This window comes from Lachnoclostridium sp. An14, from assembly GCF_002160755.1.
Classification (GTDB): Bacteria; Bacillota; Clostridia; order Lachnospirales; family Lachnospiraceae; genus Lachnoclostridium_A.
Genome location: NZ_NFLE01000007.1, coordinates 23300 through 43206 on the forward strand (window position 1 = coordinate 23300; position 19907 = coordinate 43206).

At 52.1% G+C, this 19907-nt stretch carries 16 protein-coding genes; 14 read left to right on the top strand and 2 right to left on the bottom strand.

The features are described from left to right. Positions 1-126 precede the first annotated feature (126 nt). The 4 genes from B5E84_RS05655 (at position 127) to nagE (ending at position 4012) form a co-directional block, all read left to right on the top strand. On the top strand, positions 127-579 hold the full coding sequence (locus tag B5E84_RS05655; RefSeq protein WP_087220486.1) for an NUDIX hydrolase: 453 nt from the start codon (positions 127-129) through the stop codon (positions 577-579). A 525-nt stretch (positions 580-1104) separates the two neighbouring features. Next, the gene (gene licT, locus B5E84_RS05660) at positions 1105-1944 is read left to right on the top strand and encodes a BglG family transcription antiterminator LicT (protein ID WP_087220489.1); all 840 of its coding nucleotides are present in this window, start codon (positions 1105-1107) and stop codon (positions 1942-1944) included. A 26-nt stretch (positions 1945-1970) separates the two neighbouring features. Further along, a complete protein-coding gene (locus B5E84_RS05665; RefSeq protein WP_087220492.1) occupies positions 1971-2456 on the top strand; it encodes a PTS sugar transporter subunit IIA in 486 nt (161 codons plus the stop codon). Between the two features lie 89 nt (positions 2457-2545). Further along, positions 2546-4012, top strand: coding sequence for an N-acetylglucosamine-specific PTS transporter subunit IIBC (gene nagE / locus B5E84_RS05670; RefSeq protein WP_087220495.1), 1467 nt, complete (start codon positions 2546-2548; stop codon positions 4010-4012). Between the two features lie 188 nt (positions 4013-4200). On the opposite strand, the gene B5E84_RS05675 is transcribed toward nagE, so the two are convergent. Next, a complete protein-coding gene (locus B5E84_RS05675; protein WP_087220498.1) occupies positions 4201-6123 on the bottom strand; it encodes a sigma 54-interacting transcriptional regulator in 1923 nt (640 codons plus the stop codon). Positions 6124-6356: 233 nt separating this feature from the next. Between B5E84_RS05675 and B5E84_RS05680 the strand changes: the two genes are divergently transcribed. The 9 genes from B5E84_RS05680 (at position 6357) to B5E84_RS05725 (ending at position 16986) form a co-directional block, all read left to right on the top strand. Next, complete coding sequence (locus tag B5E84_RS05680) at positions 6357-7985, top strand: ABC transporter substrate-binding protein (RefSeq protein WP_242963310.1); 1629 nt, start codon at positions 6357-6359, stop codon at positions 7983-7985. A 203-nt stretch (positions 7986-8188) separates the two neighbouring features. Beyond that, the gene (locus B5E84_RS05685; RefSeq protein ID WP_087220501.1) at positions 8189-9154 is read left to right on the top strand and encodes an ABC transporter permease; all 966 of its coding nucleotides are present in this window, start codon (positions 8189-8191) and stop codon (positions 9152-9154) included. Between the two features lie 52 nt (positions 9155-9206). Beyond that, positions 9207-10067 carry an ABC transporter permease gene (locus tag B5E84_RS05690; protein ID WP_242963311.1) on the top strand — a complete coding sequence of 287 codons (861 nt, stop codon included), beginning with the start codon at positions 9207-9209 and terminating at the stop codon, positions 10065-10067. Between the two features lie 10 nt (positions 10068-10077). Then, positions 10078-11079, top strand: coding sequence for an ABC transporter ATP-binding protein (locus B5E84_RS05695; RefSeq protein ID WP_087220508.1), 1002 nt, complete (start codon positions 10078-10080; stop codon positions 11077-11079). Continuing rightward, positions 11079-12080, top strand: a complete 1002-nt coding sequence (locus B5E84_RS05700; RefSeq protein ID WP_087220511.1) for an ABC transporter ATP-binding protein — start codon at positions 11079-11081, stop codon at positions 12078-12080. The genes B5E84_RS05695 and B5E84_RS05700 overlap by 1 nt, the downstream gene beginning before the upstream one ends. Positions 12081-12140: 60 nt before the next feature. Continuing rightward, positions 12141-13364 carry a M20 family metallopeptidase gene (locus B5E84_RS05705; protein WP_087220720.1) on the top strand — a complete coding sequence of 408 codons (1224 nt, stop codon included), beginning with the start codon at positions 12141-12143 and terminating at the stop codon, positions 13362-13364. Positions 13365-13506: 142 nt separating this feature from the next. Continuing rightward, positions 13507-14592 (top strand): M42 family metallopeptidase, encoded by a 1086-nt coding sequence (locus B5E84_RS05710; protein ID WP_087220722.1) that lies wholly within the window; start codon positions 13507-13509, stop codon positions 14590-14592. A gap of 283 nt (positions 14593-14875) precedes the next feature. Continuing rightward, positions 14876-15190, top strand: coding sequence for a PTS sugar transporter subunit IIB (locus B5E84_RS05715; protein ID WP_087220514.1), 315 nt, complete (start codon positions 14876-14878; stop codon positions 15188-15190). Between the two features lie 305 nt (positions 15191-15495). After that, positions 15496-16986, top strand: coding sequence for a carboxypeptidase M32 (locus B5E84_RS05725; protein ID WP_087220520.1), 1491 nt, complete (start codon positions 15496-15498; stop codon positions 16984-16986). Between the two features lie 95 nt (positions 16987-17081). Here B5E84_RS05725 and B5E84_RS05730 read toward each other — a convergent pair whose 3' ends face one another. Beyond that, a complete protein-coding gene (locus B5E84_RS05730; protein ID WP_087220524.1) occupies positions 17082-17909 on the bottom strand; it encodes a YihY/virulence factor BrkB family protein in 828 nt (275 codons plus the stop codon). Between the two features lie 239 nt (positions 17910-18148). On the opposite strand from B5E84_RS05730, the gene B5E84_RS05735 reads away from it, so the two are divergent. Then, complete coding sequence (locus tag B5E84_RS05735; RefSeq protein WP_087220527.1) at positions 18149-19906, top strand: ABC transporter ATP-binding protein; 1758 nt, start codon at positions 18149-18151, stop codon at positions 19904-19906. The last annotated feature ends 1 nt before the right edge of the window (position 19907 follow it).

Sequence of the window (19907 nt, forward strand, 5' to 3'; positions counted from 1 at the left end):
TTGGAGCCCTTCGGAGAAGGGGGACGGACCGTCCTGCCATTCCGCGCACACTTTTCCATCTTGAAACCTGACGGCAAATGCGGTATACTAAAACCAGTTTGAATACACCCATCAGGAGGATTGCATATGATTGAAGCAACGAGCTGTGGCGGTGTGGTGATTTTTCGAGGTAAGATTCTGGTTTTGTATAAGAATTATAAAAACAAATATGAAGGATGGGTTTTGCCGAAGGGAACTGTAGAGGAGGGTGAGGATTTTAAGGAGACGGCCCTGAGAGAGGTAAAAGAGGAGACGGGAGTTTCCGCGTCCATCATCAAGTACATCGGCAAGAGCCAGTACTCATTTGCCACTCCCCACGATATGGTGGAGAAGGATGTGCACTGGTATCTGATGATGGCTGACAGCTACTACAGCAAACCACAGCGGGAAGAATATTTCGTGGACTCCGGCTATTACAAATTTTACGAGGCCTACCATCTGCTGAAGTTTTCCAACGAAAAGCAGATCCTGGAGAAGGCCTACAGCGAATATCTGGATTTGAAAAAAAGCAATCTGTGGGGGTCCAAGAAGTATTTTTGACAGAAGAAAAGGGCATCCCGGCGGCGGCCGGGGTGCCTTTCCATTGATGCGCGGACGAAATTCCGCGCAGGCGAGGAGGCCAGCCGTAAACATCGAAACGGAAATGAGAAAGAAAGGCCAACAAGTTTTCATCCTCTCTGAACCCTGCCGTTTCCCGCAATTTCTAAAAATAAAATAAACAATATAAACAAAAAATTAAAAATCTCATGAAAAACTATTGACGAATCCATCAGATTCTGATATGATGACATCATCAATTAAATCCATTTGGGTTGTTACTGTAAGGCAGGCAAAACCAGATTTATAAGAGAGCGAGGTGTTCCTTTGCGCAGTTCTTATAAATGCTGGTTTTTTTGTTTTCTTTAACAGGAAACAGCGTTTCCTGTTAAGGAAGAATGCTCCGCAGGGAGGCACACTCCGCGGGGAGGAATATGGCTGCAGACGCAGCCGCGTTCCGGCGGGAGAGTGCGCCAAGCGCACACTTTTTTCAGAAAAAAGATAAGGCCAGGGGAGGCTTTTCCGGAAATGATAATTGATAAGGTGATTAACAACAACATCATATCTGCCTACGACAGCGAAGGCCGGGAGGTGGTGGTCATGGGCCGGGGACTGGGCTTTGGGGCCAAACCCGGCAAACGGGTGGCGGAGGCCAAGGTGGAAAAGGTATTCCGCATTGAGAGCCGCAGCCTGGCAGAGAAATTTAAGGATCTGCTGGCCGGGATGCCTATTGAGCACGTGGCCCTTTCCGGGGACATCATTTCCTACGCGAAGGAGAAACTGAGCCTGGAGCTAAATCAGAGCATCTATGTGACCCTGACGGACCACATTGATTTCGCCATCACCCGCTACCGGCAGGGGATCAAGCCCCGCAACGCCCTGCTGTGGGAAATCAAGCGCTTTTACTCCAGAGAATACCAGATCGGGGAGTACGCCCTGCGGATGATCCGGGAACGGCTGCGGGTGGATCTGCCGGAGGATGAGGCCGGTTTCATCGCCCTTCACTTCGTAAACGCGGAGTACGGCACAGACATCCGGGACGCGGCCCGTTTTCCCAACCTGGTGGGGGACATCCTGGACATCGCCCAGGGAGAGCTGGGGATCCGGTTTGATGAAAATTCCCTCCACTATGAGCGGTTTGTCACCCACGTAAAGTTTCTGATCCAGCGGATTTACCGCAAGGAGCTGCTGACGGACCAGGACAGCGAGCTGGCGGAGATGATGAGACAGAAGTACAAACGGGAATATGACTGCAGCCGCCGCATCGCGGCCTACATTGGTCAGGAGACGGGAAATCCCATTTCCGAGGAGGAAGTCATGTATCTGGCGATCCATATCCGCCGCGTGACGGCGACGGACGATGAATAGAAGAAAAAAAGAGGGAGGAAACGAGAATGTTTGGACTGTTTAAGAAAAAAGACAAGAACCATGTGCTGGGATCTGTGGCAAAGGGAAAGGCGGTAGCTCTCAGCCAGGTGAGTGACCCCACCTTCGGCCAGGGGATTTTGGGCGATGGCGTGGCGGTGATCCCGTCTGAGGGAAAGATTTATTCCCCGGTGGACGGCAAGGTGGAAATGGTATTTGACACCCTTCACGCGGTGAGTATCACAGCGGATTTCGGCGCCGAGGTGCTGGTCCATGTGGGACTGGACACGGTGCAGATGAAGGGCGACGGCTTTGAGGGCCATGTGAAGGCCGGAGACCAGGTGAAGAAAGGCGATCTGCTGCTGACGGTGGATCTGGACAAGGTAAAGGCCGCCGGCTACGACACTATCATTCCGGTTATCATCTGCAACACGGCGGATTACGCCAAGGTAGAGGGGATCTCCGGAAAGGATGTGGCCCCCGGGGATGACATTCTCACCGTCACGGAGAAATGACGGAACGCAAAGAGTTTGGTATTTAAGCGGGGATGTTCCCTGCTGAAAGATACAGAAAGGGATTTATCATCATTTTAAGGAGGTATAGTATGAAATATTTACAGAGACTAGGTAAAGCGTTGATGCTTCCCGTAGCCTGCCTGCCCATCTGTGGTATCCTTATGGGAATCGGCTACTGGCTCTGCCCGGAATCCATGCAGGGCGGAGACATTACCGGAACCCTTCCGGTGATCGGATTCTTCCTGGTAAAAGCCGGCGGAGCTCTGATTGACAATATGTCCTGGCTGTTTGCCGTAGGCGTGGCCGTGGGCCTTTCCAATGACAACGACGGTACCGCCGGACTGGCCGGACTGGTATCCTGGCTGATGATCACAAAGCTGTTGAACCCCTCCGTGGTAGCCACCCTGACCGGCGTCGCAGTGGAGGCAGTGGATATGTCCTTCAGCAAGATCGAGACCCAGTTCATCGGCATTCTGGCTGGTGTGATCGGCTCCATCTGCTACAACAAGTTTAAAAACACGAAACTGCCGGATTGGCTGTCCTTCTTCTCCGGAAAGCGCTGCGTGGCCATTGTCACCGCGGTGGTATCCATCATCGTGGCAGCGATCCTGTTCTTCGTATGGCCCGTTGTATTCGGCGCCCTGGTAGCCCTGGGCGAGGCCATCATGGGTCTGGACGCGGTGGGAGCCGGCATTTACGCCTTCCTGAACCGTCTGCTGATCCCCTTCGGCCTGCACCACGCGTTAAACAACGTGTTCTGGTTCGACACCATCGGCATCGGCGATCTGAGCCACTTCTGGGCTGGTGACGTGATGGGTCAGAACGGCGTTACCTGGAGCCTTGGTATGTACATGGCAGGTTTCTTCCCCTGCATGATGTTCGGTATCCCCGGCGCCGCCCTGGCGATCGTGCAGTGCGCGAAAAAGGAAAAGAGAGCCATTGCCTTCGGTCTGGTGGGTTCCGCGGCCATCGCAGCCTTTGTCTGCGGCGTGACCGAGCCCTTTGAGTTTGCGTTCATGTTCCTGGCTCCGGGCCTGTACCTGGTATACGCCCTGCTGTACGGCGTGTTCACCACTGTGACCGTAGCCCTTGGGTTCCGCGCAGGATTCTCCTTCTCTGCCGGACTGACCGACCTGGTATTCTCCGCAAGCCTTCCAGCGGCGGCCAACACCATTTTAATCATTCCTCTCGGCATCGCGGCTTTCATCGTATTCTACCTGGTATTCCGTTTCATGATCAGCGCCTTCAATTTCAAGACGCCGGGACGTGAGGACGAGGATCTGGACGAGGAGAAGGCCACCCTTGCCAATGATGACTATACGGAGATCGCCCGCATCATCCTGGAAGGCGTGGGCGGTTCCGGAAACGTGACCACCATCGACAACTGCATTACCCGTCTCCGTCTGGAGGTAAAGGATCAGGCCCTCGTAAATGAGAAGAAGATCAAATCCGCAGGCGTGGCCGGAGTAATCCGTCCCAGCAAGACCGCAGTTCAGGTCATTGTGGGAACGAAGGTGCAGTTTGTGGCTGACGAGTTTAAGAAACTCTGCAAGTAAGCGGAAAGCTGCTGTTTAAATCCCTTTCAGAACCAGAGAAAGTGGGATGGAGCGAAAGGCTCTGTCCCGCTTTTTCTATTTAACAGGAAGCTGTGTTTCCTGTTAAATAAAAATGCTCCGCAAGGAGGCACACTTTTTTAGATGTCCGTTTTAAGGGATTTCAGTTTGCGGATTATCTGACTGAGATCTCAGACCGGTAGTTCCAGTATGGAAGAACGCGCAATCTGCCCGTATTCCGTTGCCTCGCATCCGCCGCGCGTGCGGTGGACGCGGATATATTTAAGAGCAGCTAAATGTGACAGCACATTGCGGATGGCTCCTTCGGAAAGATGGATGTCCTCTGATTCCAGAAACTTTTGGATTTTGTTTCGGCCGATTTTCGGGTTGTCGCATATGAGAATCAATATTTGTTTCTCCGATACAGTCAGCTGCGGCTGGGTTTTGCGCAGCTGGCTTAAGATATAATCAGGCAGAGCGTTTAACGTAAGCGGCTTTTGACTATAGAGGCAGGAAAAATAGCGGCACAGATTTTGAAACTCCTGAATATTCCCAGGCCATTCATATCTCATTAAAAAGTCAGAAAGACTCTCTGTAAAGGACAATTCCTCAGAACATAAAAATCGTTTCGCTAAGTTAGGAATATCCTCCCTGCGGCTGCGCAGAGGGATCATGTTCAGCGAGGCGTGATTCAGTAAAAAGAACAATTCCCCCAAAAATAAGCCTTTGCACACGAGATCATATAAGTCAACCGTGGAAAGGGTGATCACCCGGAGGTTAAGCGGATGAAAGGAAGGGGAAACCATCGGGCCGCGGCTCCCCTGTTTTAGCAGCTGGCAGAGGGTGAGCTGAACGTCCATGCTGCTGTGCTCTAAACCGCTTAGAACCAGCGTCCCTCCCTTTGCGGCTGAGAAAATACCTTGTTCGCCTCCAGCGCCAAGAAACCTGGCCTCTAAAGAATCCGCCGTCATGGCTGAAATATTTAAGGTGACAAACGGTCCGTTGCGGCGTTTGGAGTTCCGGTGAATGGACTGGGCGAGCTGCTCTTTCTGTGTGCCGGTTTCTCCTTGTATCACAATCGGAAAATCGTGGAGAGAGAACCGTTTGGCTTTTTCAAGCATCTGAAGGTGCAGCGGATTTACGGAGGAGAAATGGCTAAAGTCAAACCAGTTCATATCCTCATTGATTTCTGTGATTTCCGGCGGCTGGGAGGATGCGGTGTGTATCAAATAGATTTTTTCACCGTGAGCGCTGCCAAAATGCTGCACCCACAGGTGAAGGGAGGCGGGAAGGGGGACATCCATGGCCGAGGGAGAGGCGGCCAGTTCCCTCAAAAATGCCTTCACATCCGAAACGGTCAGCTGCGTTTCCAGATATTCATTCACTCGGCGAAATTCCGTATTGACCAGAAAGATCGTTCCAGATTCATTTAAAAGGCAAAGTCCCTCAGAACTGTTTTCGATCATCATGGAAACGATCATTTTTAAGTCAAGAATACGGGTTTCCTGGCGATTGGTCAGCTGGTGCATCTGAACAATGTGGTTTAAGTAGTTTTTTGTGATTTCATCGGCTAGACTGATGGGAAAACCGAAACAGGTGATGATCTCGTTTATGGTGGACAGATCCACAATTCTGTTTCGGATGTCGATTACTTTATGGATGAAATCAGGGGTCAGATGGGCTTCGCCGGGAGTTACAGCATAGCGGATTTCCTCATTGGAAGAGGGGCAGCCGGGCCACCACGGGAAAAAATGGTATTGGGAAAACCCGTATTCGATCAGCTGTGCGATTACTTCGCGGGCGGTCCGCTCCGTGTCATTGACCAGGTACACAGAGGAATTGGGTGGAATTTCCAGTATTTCTTGGAGATAATTGTGATTCAGCGTTCGCTTGCAGACCAGCTGGACGATGCTCTCTGGAACTGGGAATGGCAGATTTTTTTGAACTTCGCAGGATGAATAAAGGATGCAATACACGCCGGACAAATCTTCAGGGGTAATTTGGGTAATCCGTGCGGAAGAAATTTCCAGGCAGTTTTTAAAAATGGATGAGATATAAGAGACAATGCCGATTTTAGCAGCAAGATTATTTGTTAGGACCAATAATTTCTTCATAAGCTGTGAACCTCCTATTAGGCTAATTATATAGATTATATAAAAATTAATCAACCTAAATTGACAAAAGGGGAAAATTTTAGATGAAAAAGCCGCGTAATTTTTAAGAAATCTGTTGACTTTTTTATAAAAAGTGCAAAAATTTTATCAGAGCAAAGGTGCTTCCATAATATAAGGAGAGGATGCGCCTTTGCTTTTTTAGCAGAGGGAATAAATGAAAGAGGAGGAGAAGTATGATGAAAAAGAAAATTTGTCTGCTGATGGCAGCGATTATGGCGGTTTCCGGATGTCTTGCAGGCTGCGGCGGTTCCCAAACCCCGTCTACATCTGGGGAGAGCACATCCGTTTCAGAGGGAACGGCAGAGGCTGGAGGAGCGGAAGGAAACGACAGTCTGGTCATTGCCCTGTCATCCGATATTCTGTCTATGGACCCATACCGCTACGATGAGGGACCTACCAATCAGGTCATGCTTCATATGTATGAAGGACTGGTTTCCCAGGCGCCGGATATGTCCTTCGAGCCGTGTCTGGCAGAAAGCTGGGAGCAGTCAGAGGATGCGCTGACCTGGACCTTCCATTTAAGAGATGGGGTTAAATTCCACGACGGCGAGGTGCTGGATTCCGCAGATGTGCTGGCTTCCATTGAAACAGCCTCTAACCCTGATTCTCCGTCAGCCTACAGCGGCTACACAAGCACGTTTTCCTCCGTAGAGGCACCGGATGAAAAGACGGTTGTGATTAAGACAGAGAAACCCAATCCGCTGATGCTGTTTAATGTAGCTCAGATTTATATTTTAAAGAAGGAAAATGTAGAGGGCAAGACAGAAGAGGAAATTGCGGCCAACGTGGTAGGCACCGGGCGCTATAAGTTTGTGGAGCAGGTGAAGGAGGATCACATTGATATGGTGGCAAATGAGGATTACTGGGGAGAGGTACCGGCAATCAAGAATGTCCGTTTCCGCCCCATTACCAATGAAGCTACCAGAACCGCCACCATGCTGACCGGAGAGGTTGACTTCACCATCGACATTTCCGTAAGAGATATTGACCGTCTGGAAAGCACGGATGGAATCAGCGTGCTGAAACAGAAGGGACTTCGTGAAATCTATTTGAATTTAGACAGCCGTGAAGATTCTCCCCTGTTTCCAGGCCAGAAAAATCCCATGTCGGATGCTAGAGTCCGCGAGGCAATGTATCTTGCCATTGATGAAGCTACGATCATTAAGAATATTATGAACGGCTGCGCTTTTGAAATGAACTCGATTGTTCCGGAGAACTATGTGGGATATCAGGAAGTGGAGCGAAAGGCCTATGACCCGGAGCGAGCCAAAGAGCTGTTGGCGGAAGCCGGATATCCGGATGGCTTTGAAGTGACCTTAGACGCGCCCAATGACCGTTATATGAACGACGATCAGATCGCGCAGGCAGTTGCCGGATATTTTGAGAAAGTCGGAATTAAGGTAAACCTGAATCTGATGCCGAAATCAAATTTCTTCAGCTATATCAAACCCGCAGAGAACAATTCCATGCTCTTAATGACTGGATGGTCCGATGCCTCCGGCGACGGTCTGTCCCTGCTGCATGATATGCTGTATACATTTGATCGTGAGACAGGCGTTGGAACTGTCAACAGAGGACATTATTCTAACGCGGAAGTTGACGCGCTGATTGATCAGGCATACATGGAACCGGATGAAGGCAAGCGGGCAGAAATCATCGCTTCGGCAGATCAGATTGCAAGAGATGATTTCGCGTATATTCCACTGCATTTTGAGCAGGACACATACGCGATTAAGGATACCCTGGATTATACTCCACGAATGAATAAGTATGTATTTGCGTGGGAGTTTTCTTATCGGTAGAAACGTTTGAACGTGTTTGCAGAGGGAGCCGCAGAATGTATGTGCGGCTCCCATTTTCATTTAACAGGAAACGGCGTTTCCTGTTAAATGAAAATGCTCCGCAAGGAGGCGCACGCGCGCCAAGGGAACTGGCTGCTGGCGCAGCCGCGCTCCGGTGCGAGTGTGCGCCAAGCGCACACTTTTTAATTAAGAGGTGAGAGATAGTGATTAAATATGTGATAAAACGGTTTGCACAGATGATGGCGGTGCTGCTGATAGTGTCCGTTCTGGTGTTTCTTATGACGAATTTTATAGGGGATCCAGTGGATATGCTGGTTCCGGAAGATGCAACCCTGGAAGAAATCGAAGCCGCAAGAATCCGTTTGGGCCTGAACAAGCCCCTCTATGTGCAGTATGCTATTTTTTTGAAATCTGTCCTTCACGGTGATTTCGGCAAGTCCTATACATATGGACTGCCGGCAATGGGGCTGATTGTAGAGCGGATGCCGGCCACGTTAGAGCTGGTTGCGGTGGCGGCAGCGCTGGTGCTTTTGATTGCGATTCCCCTCGGCGTTTACGCGGGCGCTTATCCGAAACGCGCCCTCAGCAAATTCATCATGTCCGGTTCCATTCTGGGTATTTCCCTTCCCTCTTTCTGGATGGGAATGATGATGATTTACATTTTTGCCGTTATATTCCGCTGTCTGCCGGCATCCGGAAGAGGGGATACGATTCCGGTGCTGGGGGTGCAGCTTAGCATTTTCGCGCCTGGCGGAATCCGGTATATTATCCTTCCGGCTGTAACCCTGGCTTTGACCAATACAGCCACCATGATACGCCTGACCCGGTCGGGAATATTGGAAAATATGCGCCAGGATTACATTAAGTACGCAAGGGCTAAGGGCGTTCCCGCTAAGGCGCTTTTGTTTGGCCATGCGTTAAAAAACGCTTTGGTTCCCGTGATCACGGTATTTGGACTGGATTTGGGAAATATGGTTGCGTTTACCACTATTACGGAAACTATTTTTGCCTGGCCCGGTATGGGAAAGCTGTTAATTGACGCAATCAACAAGTCGGACAGGCCCATTATCGTAGCGTATTTGATGGCTGCGGCCTGTATGTTTGTGGTACTGAATTTTATTGTGGACATCTTATATACGCTGATTGATCCGAGAATTGAATTGAGGTGACGGTATGGAACGTAAAGAGAAACATGAAAAAAACAGCGGCTGGGAGCAATTTTTGAAATCAGAATTTTTTTACCACTATAAAAAGAATGTACCGGCGATCATCGGTAGCATCTTAGTAGCAATCGCCATATTTATCGTGGTATTCGGCCGCTTTTTTGCCCCTCAAAATCCCTATGATCTTACGCAGATTGATTTGGCGGATTCTTATCTTCCGCCGATCTGGCAGGACGGAGGAAAGGCTGGATTTTTGCTTGGAACCGACGCCCAGGGACGTGACATTTTCAGCGCCATTATTTATGGAAGTGCCAGTTCCATGATGATCGGCCTTGTGGGGGCAATGGCCTCTTGCCTGATCGGAACCACATTGGGCTTGATCGCCGGGTATTATGGGGGAAAGGTGGATGCGTTCATCATGAGAGTGGCGGACGTGCAGCTTTCGTTTCCCTCTATGCTGATCGCCCTGTTTATCATGTCGGTCTTCGGAAGGGGCGTTGGGAAACTTTTGGTTGCGCTGACCATGGTGGGCTGGGTGACTTACGCAAGAACCGTTCGGGGCGAAACTCTTTCTGTCAAGAAGATGGAGTATGTGGAGGCCGCCAGAATCATCGGGTTGCCGAATCAGAAGATTATTTTAAAACATATCCTTCCAAATGTGATAAATTCCGTTATCGTGCTGGCTACGATTCAGGTGGGTAGCTTTATATTGACAGAGGCCACTTTAAGTTTCCTGGGCGTGGGAGTCCCCATTACCAAGCCTTCCCTTGGGCTTTTGGTAAAAACCGGCTTTGACGTGCTGTTTTCCGGCCTGTGGTGGGCGGCGGTATTTCCGGGCCTTTATATCATGCTGATTGTATTTGGAATCAATCTGTTAGGCGATTTCCTAAGAGATGAACTGAATCCCAATTTGAAGTAGGAGGCGCTTTATGTCTGAGAAAAATTTATTAGAGGTAAAAGGCCTGAAAACATATTTTCACACCTTTAAAGGCGTGGTGAAGGCGGTAGACGACGTCAGTTTCGAAATTAAGCCGGGAGAGATTCTGGGAATTGTAGGGGAATCCGGAAGTGGAAAATCCGTAACCAGCTTTTCCCTGTTGAAATTGGTGGAACCGCCGGGGGTAGTGGAGGCGGAGCAAATTCTTTTTGACGGCAAGGATTTGACAAGAGCTGGGGAAAAGGAGATGACAAAGATACGGGGAAAGGATATTTCCATGGTATTCCAAGACCCTATGACCTCTTTAAATCCCTTATATACCATTCAGAAACAGATGGAGGAGGTGCTGATTCTCCATGAACCAGGGATGAGCAAGGCCCAGCGGAAAGAGCGGTGTATCGAGCTGCTGTCCGCGGTAGGCATCCCCAATCCCAAGGAACGGCTGAGGGAGTATCCCAACCAGTTTTCCGGCGGTATGCGCCAGAGGGTTATCATCGCCATTGCCCTGGCTACCAATCCAAAGCTGTTAATTGCGGACGAGCCAACCACGGCGCTGGACGTTACCATTCAGGAACAGATTTTAAAGCTGATGAAAAAGCTGGTGCGGGAGAATCATACGGCGCTGATCTTAATTACCCATGATTTAGCGGTGGTATCCCGTATGGTGGATAAGATCAACGTGATGTACTGCGGCAAGCTGGTGGAAACGGGAACAACGGAGGATGTAATTAAGAGAAACGCTCACCCCTATACGGAGGGGCTGTTAAATTCAATCCCTAAGCTGTATGAGGACAGGGAGCGCCTGGACTTTATTCCGGGCATGGTTCCCAATATGTTCGATCTGCCTGCCGGATGTTATTTTGCGCCAAGATGCAAATACTGCCAGGAGATCTGCAGGAGCCAACAGCCGCAGATGAGAGAGATCGCGCCGGGGCATAAGGCTGCTTGTCATTTTCCATTGATCAGGGAAAAGGCGGAAGGAGAGGTGGAATAATGGGAGAGGAAAAATTAATTGAGGTAAAAGGGCTGTGTCAGGAATTTCACCTTACCAAAGGGTTTCTCCAGTCGCTGCGGATTGAAAATGGAAAGCTGGTGAAAGCGGATAAGGTGGTTCACGCCGTCAATTCCGTTGATTTTGAGATTAAAAAAGGAGAGGTATTCAGCCTTGTGGGAGAGAGCGGCTGCGGAAAATCCACTACGGCCAGGACGGTGATCCGCCTTTTGGAACCCACAAAGGGGCAGATATTTTATAAAGGAAAGGATATCAGCCATTTAAGCGGCCGTGAGCTGCTGCCTTACCGGAAAAGTATGCAGATGATTTTCCAGGACCCCTATGCGTCCCTGAACCCAAGGCAGCGGGTGGAGGAGATTATCATGGAACCGATGCTGTTTCACGGCATTGTAAAGACCAAGGAAGATGCCAGAAAACGCTGTCATGAGCTGATGGAACGGGTCGGACTCAGACCGGAGCAGGCAGGCCGTTATCCCCACCAGTTTTCAGGAGGGCAGAGGCAGCGCATCGGCATCGCCAGGGCTTTGGCAGTGAATCCGGAGTTTATTATTGCCGATGAACCGGTTTCGGCGCTGGATGTTTCCATTCAGGCGCAGATTTTGAACCTGCTGATGGATTTAAAGGATGAGTTCGGTTTCTCCTATCTGTTTATCGCCCATGACCTCTCGGTCGTGCGGCATATCAGCGACCGGCTGGGAGTGATGTATTTGGGCGGAATTGTGGAGATGGGAGACCGGCACGCTGTCTTTGGAAATCCTCTCCATCCCTATACGAAGGTGTTGTTTTCCGCAGTGCCTACGGTGGGAGAGAAGCCCCTTGTGGAGGAGATCGAGGCAGAGGGAGAAATCCCAAGCCCTCTGGAGTTTCCAAAGGGCTGCAGTTTCAGTGATCGCTGCCCCTACCGGACGGAACGCTGCGGCAGAGAAAAACCACAGCTGAAAGAAATTGAGCCAGGGCATTTCGCAGCGTGTCATTTGCTGTAGCAGTTTGGCCATGGCCGAAGGTTTACCATGATTTTCAGAAATGAGGAGAGGAAGATCAGTATGGCAGCAGAAAAAGAAACGGTAAAGAAGGAAATTGAAACAGCGGTGGATCAGGCAAGGGAGGACCTGATACAGCTCTCCCACTCCATCCATGACAATCCGGAATTGGGCTTTCAGGAACACAAGGCAGTGGAGTTTATCAGTAGCTTTCTGGGAAAATATGGGATACAGACAGAAAGCGGATACTGTGGCATTCCAACTGCGCTGAAAGCGGAACGGAAGATCGGAACAGGGGGGCCGGTCATCGCGTTCCTGGCCGAATACGACGCCCTTCCAGGCATTGGTCACGGCTGCGGACATAATGTGATCGCTGCCTGTGGGGCAGGAGCGTTTTTGGGCTTGTTAAAAGTAATGGAGCAAAACCAGATTGCCGGCGAAGTAAAACTGATCGGTACCCCAGCGGAAGAAGGCGGGGCTGGAAAGGCGATCCTGTTAGAACGGGGCGGGTTTGAGGGCGTAGATTTTGCCCTGATGATGCACCCCACAGGGGGCGGCGAAAAATACAATTATATCAACAGGGGAGGAAGGGCCAGCAGCTCTTTGGAGGTGAGTTTTACGGGGAAGGCAGCCCATTCCTCGGTGCCGGCGCTTGGCATCAACGCATTGAACGCGGTAATCAGTGTATTTAACCAGATTGATATGTTGCGCCCTGTTTTTGAGGTTCAGGATAATGTAAATGGAGTTATTTTAGAAGGCGGAGTGGCTGCAAATATTATTCCGGAACTTGCCAGGGCGGAGTTCTGCGTGAGAGCGGAAACGAAAAAACGCTTGCTGGAGCTGGTGGAGCTGATCAAAGGCTGCATCAGACGGGCGGAGAGCCTGACCGGTGCCAAGGCCAGTATAAAGGAAAGGCCGGTTTACGCGGAGCGTTATCCATGCCTTCCAGTCTGCATGGCCTTTCAGGGCAACATGGAAAGGCTTGGAATCAAGATGTGCTTGCCGGAGCCGGGGAAATTATTTGGTTCCTCGGATATTGGCAATGTTTCCATCAAGATCCCGGCGATTCACGATTATCTTTCCATCACGGATGATGAGAGTATCCGCGCCCATTCTGCTCAGTATGCGGCAGCGGCGGTTCTTCCCCAGGCAGATGAAATCTGTGTGAAAGGAGCCAAGGGGTTAGCGATGACGGGCCTGGATTTGTTATTGGATGAACGTTTAAGGCAAGATGCAAAAGCCTATCACCAGAGTGTGATTCCGGATTATTATAAGGCCGGCTGCTGATCCGTGAGAGGTTTAGATCGAAGATGATATTACGGAAGGCAACTGGCCAGCCATGGGCCGGATATGGAATTGGATACGGTGCTGGCGAAAGAGGAGATTCGGATGGAAGGTGTGATTCTTTTGAAAAGAGGGACATATGAGCATGATTGATATCGAATTGCTGAGAGAGTTGACCAACGCTTTCGGACCAAGCGGATTTGAGGAAGAGGTTGTCAGGGTAATCAGGAAATACTGTGGCGGTATGGACGTATCCTGGGACGGGATGAACAACGTGTATGTAAAGCATAAGAGCGATGTGGAGTTTAAACGGCCTGTAGTGATGCTGGATGCCCATACGGATGAATGTGGGTTCATGGTTCAGGGAATCATGGACAACGGCCTTTTGAATATGATTATGCTGGGAGGAATGGATCTCTCCAGCCTTCCGGCCCACACCCTTTTGATCCGCACCAGAAACGGGAATAAGGTACGGGGAATTATTACGTCCCGTCCGGTGCATTTTATGACAGAAAAGGAAAAAAGCAGCCCCTTAGATATACAGGAGATGTATATTGATGTGGGGGTTTCCAGCAGAAAAGAGGTGGAGGAACTGGGAATCCACATAGGCGACCCGGCGGCCCCGGAGGTCTCCTTTGATTACGATGAGAAAAGAGGGCTTTGCTTTGGGAAAGCCTTTGATAACCGGATGGGCTGCGCCTGCGTGATTCAGACGTTAAAGGCATTGCAGGAGTCAGCCGGCGATCTGGCAGTGGAGGTAGTTGGCGCCTTTGCCGCCCAGGAGGAAGTGGGGACAAGAGGGGCGCAGGTGACAGCTGCCCGCGTGCAGCCGGATCTGGCGATTGTGTTTGAAGGCTCTCCTGCGGATGACTTTTACTATGGGAGAGAAAAATCTCAGGGAGCCATGGGAAAGGGGACGCAAATCCGCTGCATGGACAGAAGCTATATTACCAATCCCGCCTTTCTGGAATACGCCCATGAATTGGGCGACGGCAAGAAAATCCCATATCAGGACACCGTAAGAAGAGGCGGCAGCACCAATGCGGGGAAAATCAGTTTATCGGGGAAAGCGGTTCCTACACTGGTACTTGGAATCCCCTGCCGTTATGTACACAGCCACTATAACTTTTGTTTGAAGGACGATATCGAACAGACTGTCAGGATGGCAGTGGAGGTTCTGCGGGGGCTGGATGAGGAGAGGATTTTGCACTTGAGGAGGCAGGATATCTGATTCATTCCTTCCCCGTCTCTGACAAAATTACCGCCGTATGCACCTGTCACAAAAATGTGGAGAAAACTCTGTCTATGCTCCGTTTCATAGAACTGATAAAAGAAATGGTTTAAAAGAAAATAATTTTCTTTTTTTGTGAAAATCGTAGAAATTTTCAAAACCGCAGAAAAATCGTTGACGAACCCCTTCCTCTTTGATATATAAGAAAGTGAGAAATGACACCGATGAATATACCGGAGAAGAAATAGAAATTTGATGGAAAAGAAGAAGGAGGAAATGACAGATGTTTGATATGTTTAAGAAGAACGACGCTGAGGAGAAGGAGCCGGTTGTGAGCCCGGCTGTGGCCGAGGATGATTACGCAGGGATTGCCAGCCTGGTGCTGGAGGGCGTAGGCGGCAAGGAGAACGTGACGAGCGCCGATCACTGCATTACCCGTCTCCGCCTGGAAGTGAAGGATCAGAACGCTGTGGACGAGGCAAAGCTGAAAGCCGCAGGCGCCACCGGCGTTGTCCGCTCCGGAAAGACCTCTCTGCAGGTTGTGATGGGACTGAAGATGAAGTTCGTGGCAGACGAGTTTATGAAGATCTGCAAGTAAGACAGCCATATGGAAAGCGGCCTGGAAACGGGCAGCTTTTGGAACGTGGAAAATCCGGGATCTTCCGCCGGGAAAGAAGGCGGGAGATGGCCGGATTTTTGCTTATTTAACAGGAAACTGCGTCTCCCGTTAAATAAGAATGCTCCAAAAGGCGGCGCACTCCGCGGGGAGGAATATGGCTGCTGGCGCAGCCGCGCTCCGCCGCCAGTGTGCGCCAAGCGCACACGTTTTATCCGCCCCAAAAGGAATAAAACCGCCAAAAGGAAGGATACTGAACTGCAGAAACAGGAAAGAGAGGACGAGACATGAGCAAAACATGGGAAGAATTGAAGGAACGCCTGGCAGAGGCCAGGGCATTGGAGGAGGCCATGATCCTCTTTGAGTGGGACAATGAGACCCTTGCGCCTCCCGCGGCCATGGACCAGACGGCCCGCACCGTGGAGCGGCTGTCCGGCACCTATTTTAAGCTGATGACGGATAAACGGCTGGGAGAGCTTTTGGACGCCTGCGAATCCCAGTCTTTGGACGAGGACCAGCAGGCCATCCTGCGGGCAGCAAAAAAGAAACGGGAGGAGCTGGTAAAGCTGCCGAAGGAGGAGTACGAAACCTATACCGGCCTCACCGCCAGAGCCTCCTCCGTCTGGGCGAAGGCCAGGGAGGCAGAGGACTTTTCCCAGTTTGCCCCGGTGCTGGAGGAGATCCTTTCCTACAAAAAGAAGTTTGCCGCCTGCAAGGCAAAGGAGGGCCAGGAGCTCTACGACGTGATGCTGGACGACTTTGAGGAAGGGTTTTCCATGGAAAAGCTGGACCGGTTCTTCGATCTTCTGAAACAGGAGCTGGTGCCCCTGTTGCGAAAGATCCGGGAGACGGGAGAGAGGATTCCCGCCGGCTTTTTAAAGGGAGACTATCCGGAGGAAAAGCAGGAGGAGCTGGCCCGTTTCCTGGCGGAGTATGTGGGCTTTGACTTTGATCGGGGAGTGATGGCGGTGAGCGCCCATCCCTTTACCACCGCCCTTCACAATCATGATGTGCGGCTGACCACCCACTACGACTCCTGGGTGGACCACTCCCTGTTTTCCGTGATCCATGAGAGCGGCCACGGGATCTACGAGCAGGGCATTTCCGACAGCCTGTCCCAGACGGCGGCGGGAGAGGGGACGTCCATGGGGATGCACGAGTCCCAGTCCCGGTTTTTTGAAAATATGATCGGCCGGAACCGGGCGTTCTGGGAGCCGGTTTATCCGAAACTCCAGGAGCTGTTTCCCAGCCAGCTAAAGGACGTGAGCCTGGAGGACTTCTACCGGGCCATCAACCGGGTGGAGCCGGGCCCCATCCGCATTGAGGCGGACGAGCTGACCTACAGCCTTCACATCATGGTGCGCTACGAGCTGGAGAAGGTCCTGGTGGCCGGGGAGATTTCCGTACAGGAGCTGCCGGAGCGCTGGGCAGAAAAGTACGAGGAATATCTGGGGATCCGCCCGGAAACCGTTTCCCAGGGGGTGCTGCAGGACATCCACTGGTCTCAGGGCTCCATCGGCTATTTCCCCTCCTACGCCCTGGGCAGCGCCTTCGCGGCTCAGATTTACGCCCACATGGAGACAGAGATGGATATGGAGGGGCTGATGCGGGCCGGACGGCTGGAGGTGATCCGGGATTATCTGCGGGAGCGCATCCACCGCTACGGAAAGGGAAAGGACAGCCGGACGCTGTTAAAGGAGATGACGGGAAAGGAGTTTGAGCCCGCCTGCTACGTGGAATATCTGAAAAAGAAATTCGGAAGGATTTACGGGGTGTGAGGAGTTCCTCTCACCCCTTCTTCGGTATGGGGGGAAACCTGCGGTATGGGAAAAACCTGCGGTGTCAGGGAAACCTGGCTGACGGTACAGCCGGGCTACAGCACCCCGATTTTCATCAGGTGAACATTGATCTCCGCCCCCAGAAACAGGATGCAGATGCAGAGGTAAATCCACAGCATGAGAAGGATCACCGCCGTCAGGCTCCCGTACATATAGGAGAAACGGCTGAAATGGTTAAAATAGATGGAGAAACCGAAGGAGGACACCAGCCATCCCGCCGTGGCGAATACCGCTCCCGGCAGCTGGCTGCGGGGGGAGAGTTTCCGGTGGGGCAGGTAGGTGTAAATGCCGGTGAAACATCCGGTGAGAATCACCACCGCAAGGAGGGTGCGGAAGTGAAGAATGTTTCTGGTGATGTCCGCCACAATGGGGAAGGTGCTGTCCAGGAAACTCTGGATGGCGTTTCCAAACACGATCAGCAGCAGGGACAGAATGCAGGAGAGGAGAAACACCAGGGTATAGCCCATACACACCAGATGGCTCATCAGGTAGCTGCGGTGGATCTGACACTCGTTGACCCGGTTTAGGCCCCGCTCCATGCCCAACATTCCCTTGGAGGCGGACCACAGGGCCACGATGATGGTGATGGAGAGCACCGTTCCCGGAGAATTGGTATACAGGTCGCTCACCGCCTGCTGAACCAGGGGGGCGATGGCCCTCACGTCCGGCACCAGGGCTAAGAGGGTGGCGCCCACGTCCTGGGCATCCAGGTTGGGGATGAGCTGCACCACAGTCATAAGCATCATCACAAAGGGAAAGGCGGACAGCACGATGAAAAATGACGCCTGGGCGGCGTAAACCGTCATCTCATCCCTGGTGAATTTGTTGGCGATCTGCCTGCACTGGATATAGAAAGAAATCATAACAGCACTCCTGAAAGACGGGCCTGGCCCGTTGATAATATAAAACGCGCGGGGCGCGGGGCAATCCGGTATCCGGGAGCCAGACCGCGCTCTGCGCCCTTCCTCGCTGCGGGACACCGAACTTCCCATGATATAAGATACTACCACCCGAAAGAAAAAATGGCAAGGATCTTGTGATGTGATGAAAAATTTGGTAGAATAAGCCCATATGTGCAAAAATGCGAAGGGAAGAAGACGATATGAGAGAATTGCTGAAATATCTGAAGGAATACCGGAGAGAGAGCATTCTGGCCCCCCTGTTTAAAATGCTGGAGGCCACCTTTGAGCTGTTCATCCCTCTGGTGGTAAAGCAGATCATTGACGTGGGCATCGGGAGAGGGGACAGCGGCTACATCCTGCGCATGGGCGGGCTTTTGGTCCTTCTCGGCGTGGTGGGCCTGGCGGCGTCCCTCACGGCCCAGTATTTCGCGGCCAAGGCGGCGGTGGGATTTTCCACCTCCCTGCGAAACGATCTGTTCGCCCACATCAACCGCTTATCCTACGCGGAGATCGACCGGGTGGGCACCTCCACCCTGATCACCAGGATGACCAGCGACGTGAACCAGGTGCAGACCGGTTTGAACTTATTCCTGCGCCTGTTTCTGCGCTCCCCGTTCATCGTGTTCGGAGCCATGATCATGGCCTTTACCGTGGACGTGAAATCCGCCCTGATCTTTGTGGTAGTGATCCCCCTGCTGTCTGTGGTGGTGTTCGGCATCATGCTCATCACCATGCCCCTTTATAAAAAGGTGCAGAGGCAGCTGGACCGGGTGCTCCTGACTACGAAGGAAAACTTAGAGGGCGTCCGGGTCATCCGGGCCTTCAACCGCCAGGAAGACGAGATGGAGCGGTTTGACCGGGAAAACAGCGAGCTGGTGGGAATGCAGGTGTTCGTGGGAAAGATTTCCGCCCTCATGAACCCGGTGACCTACGTGATTATCAACGGCGGCATCATTTTCCTCGTCTGGACGGCGGGAAAACAGGTGGATATGGGCATCATCACCCAGGGCGCCGTGGTGGCCCTGGTCAACTATATGTCTCAGATCCTGGTGGAACTGATCAAGCTGGCAAACCTGATCATCAATATCTCCAAGGCCCTGGCCTGCGCCGGCCGGGTGCAGAAGGTGTTTGAGGAAAAGACCAGCATCGGGGAAAAGGACGGAGCCAGAGTTCCGGAAACGGTCTCCGCCGCGGCTGGTTCCGGGGAGACGGTCCCCTATAAGGTGGAGTTCCGGGACGTGGACTTCTGCTACAGCGGTTCCAAGGAGCCGTCCTTAAGCGCCGTTTCCTTAAAAATCCGCCCTGGCCAGACCGTGGGCGTGATCGGCGGCACCGGCTCGGGAAAGACCACCCTGGTAAACTTAATCCCCCGGTTTTACGACGCCTTCCGGGGCGCCGTGCTGGTGGATGGCCAGGACGTGAGAGAGTGGCCGGTGAAGGCGCTCAGGGCCCGCATCGGCGTAGTGCCCCAGCGGGCCGTGCTCTTTGCGGGAACCCTGAGGGAAAATATGAAATGGGGCCGGAAGGATGCCACGGATGAGGAAATCTACCGCGCCCTGGACATCGCCCAGGCCAGAGAGTTTGTGGATGGGAAAGGCGAGGGCCTGGATTTATTCATCACCCAGGAGGGCAAAAATCTCTCCGGCGGCCAGCGGCAGCGCCTGACCATCGCCAGGGCCCTGGTGCGCCGTCCGGAGATCCTGATCATGGACGACAGCGCCTCCGCCCTGGACTTTGCCACCGACGCCAGGCTGCGCCGGGCCATCAAGGAGGAGACCGGGGATATGACCGTATTTTTAGTATCCCAGCGGGCGGCTACGGTGCGAAATTCCGATGTGATCGTGGTGCTGGACGACGGCCAGGTGGCAGGCGTGGGAACCCACAGGGAGCTTTTGGACTCCTGCGAGGTTTACCGGGAGATCTGCCTGTCCCAGCTTTCCCCAGAGGAGGTGCAGTGAG

Coding starts and splice junctions, on each gene's coding strand:
- B5E84_RS05655 (WP_087220486.1), top strand. CDS start 127: ATGATTGAAGCAACGAGCTGTGGCGGTGTGGTGATTTTTCGAGGTAAG.
- licT (WP_087220489.1), top strand. CDS start 1,105: ATGATAATTGATAAGGTGATTAACAACAACATCATATCTGCCTACGAC.
- B5E84_RS05665 (WP_087220492.1), top strand. CDS start 1,971: ATGTTTGGACTGTTTAAGAAAAAAGACAAGAACCATGTGCTGGGATCT.
- nagE (WP_087220495.1), top strand. CDS start 2,546: ATGAAATATTTACAGAGACTAGGTAAAGCGTTGATGCTTCCCGTAGCC.
- B5E84_RS05675 (WP_087220498.1), bottom strand. CDS start 6,123: ATGAAGAAATTATTGGTCCTAACAAATAATCTTGCTGCTAAAATCGGC.
- B5E84_RS05680 (WP_242963310.1), top strand. CDS start 6,357: ATGATGAAAAAGAAAATTTGTCTGCTGATGGCAGCGATTATGGCGGTT.
- B5E84_RS05695 (WP_087220508.1), top strand. CDS start 10,078: ATGTCTGAGAAAAATTTATTAGAGGTAAAAGGCCTGAAAACATATTTT.
- B5E84_RS05700 (WP_087220511.1), top strand. CDS start 11,079: ATGGGAGAGGAAAAATTAATTGAGGTAAAAGGGCTGTGTCAGGAATTT.
- B5E84_RS05705 (WP_087220720.1), top strand. CDS start 12,141: ATGGCAGCAGAAAAAGAAACGGTAAAGAAGGAAATTGAAACAGCGGTG.
- B5E84_RS05710 (WP_087220722.1), top strand. CDS start 13,507: ATGATTGATATCGAATTGCTGAGAGAGTTGACCAACGCTTTCGGACCA.
- B5E84_RS05715 (WP_087220514.1), top strand. CDS start 14,876: ATGTTTGATATGTTTAAGAAGAACGACGCTGAGGAGAAGGAGCCGGTT.
- B5E84_RS05725 (WP_087220520.1), top strand. CDS start 15,496: ATGAGCAAAACATGGGAAGAATTGAAGGAACGCCTGGCAGAGGCCAGG.
- B5E84_RS05730 (WP_087220524.1), bottom strand. CDS start 17,909: ATGATTTCTTTCTATATCCAGTGCAGGCAGATCGCCAACAAATTCACC.
- B5E84_RS05735 (WP_087220527.1), top strand. CDS start 18,149: ATGAGAGAATTGCTGAAATATCTGAAGGAATACCGGAGAGAGAGCATT.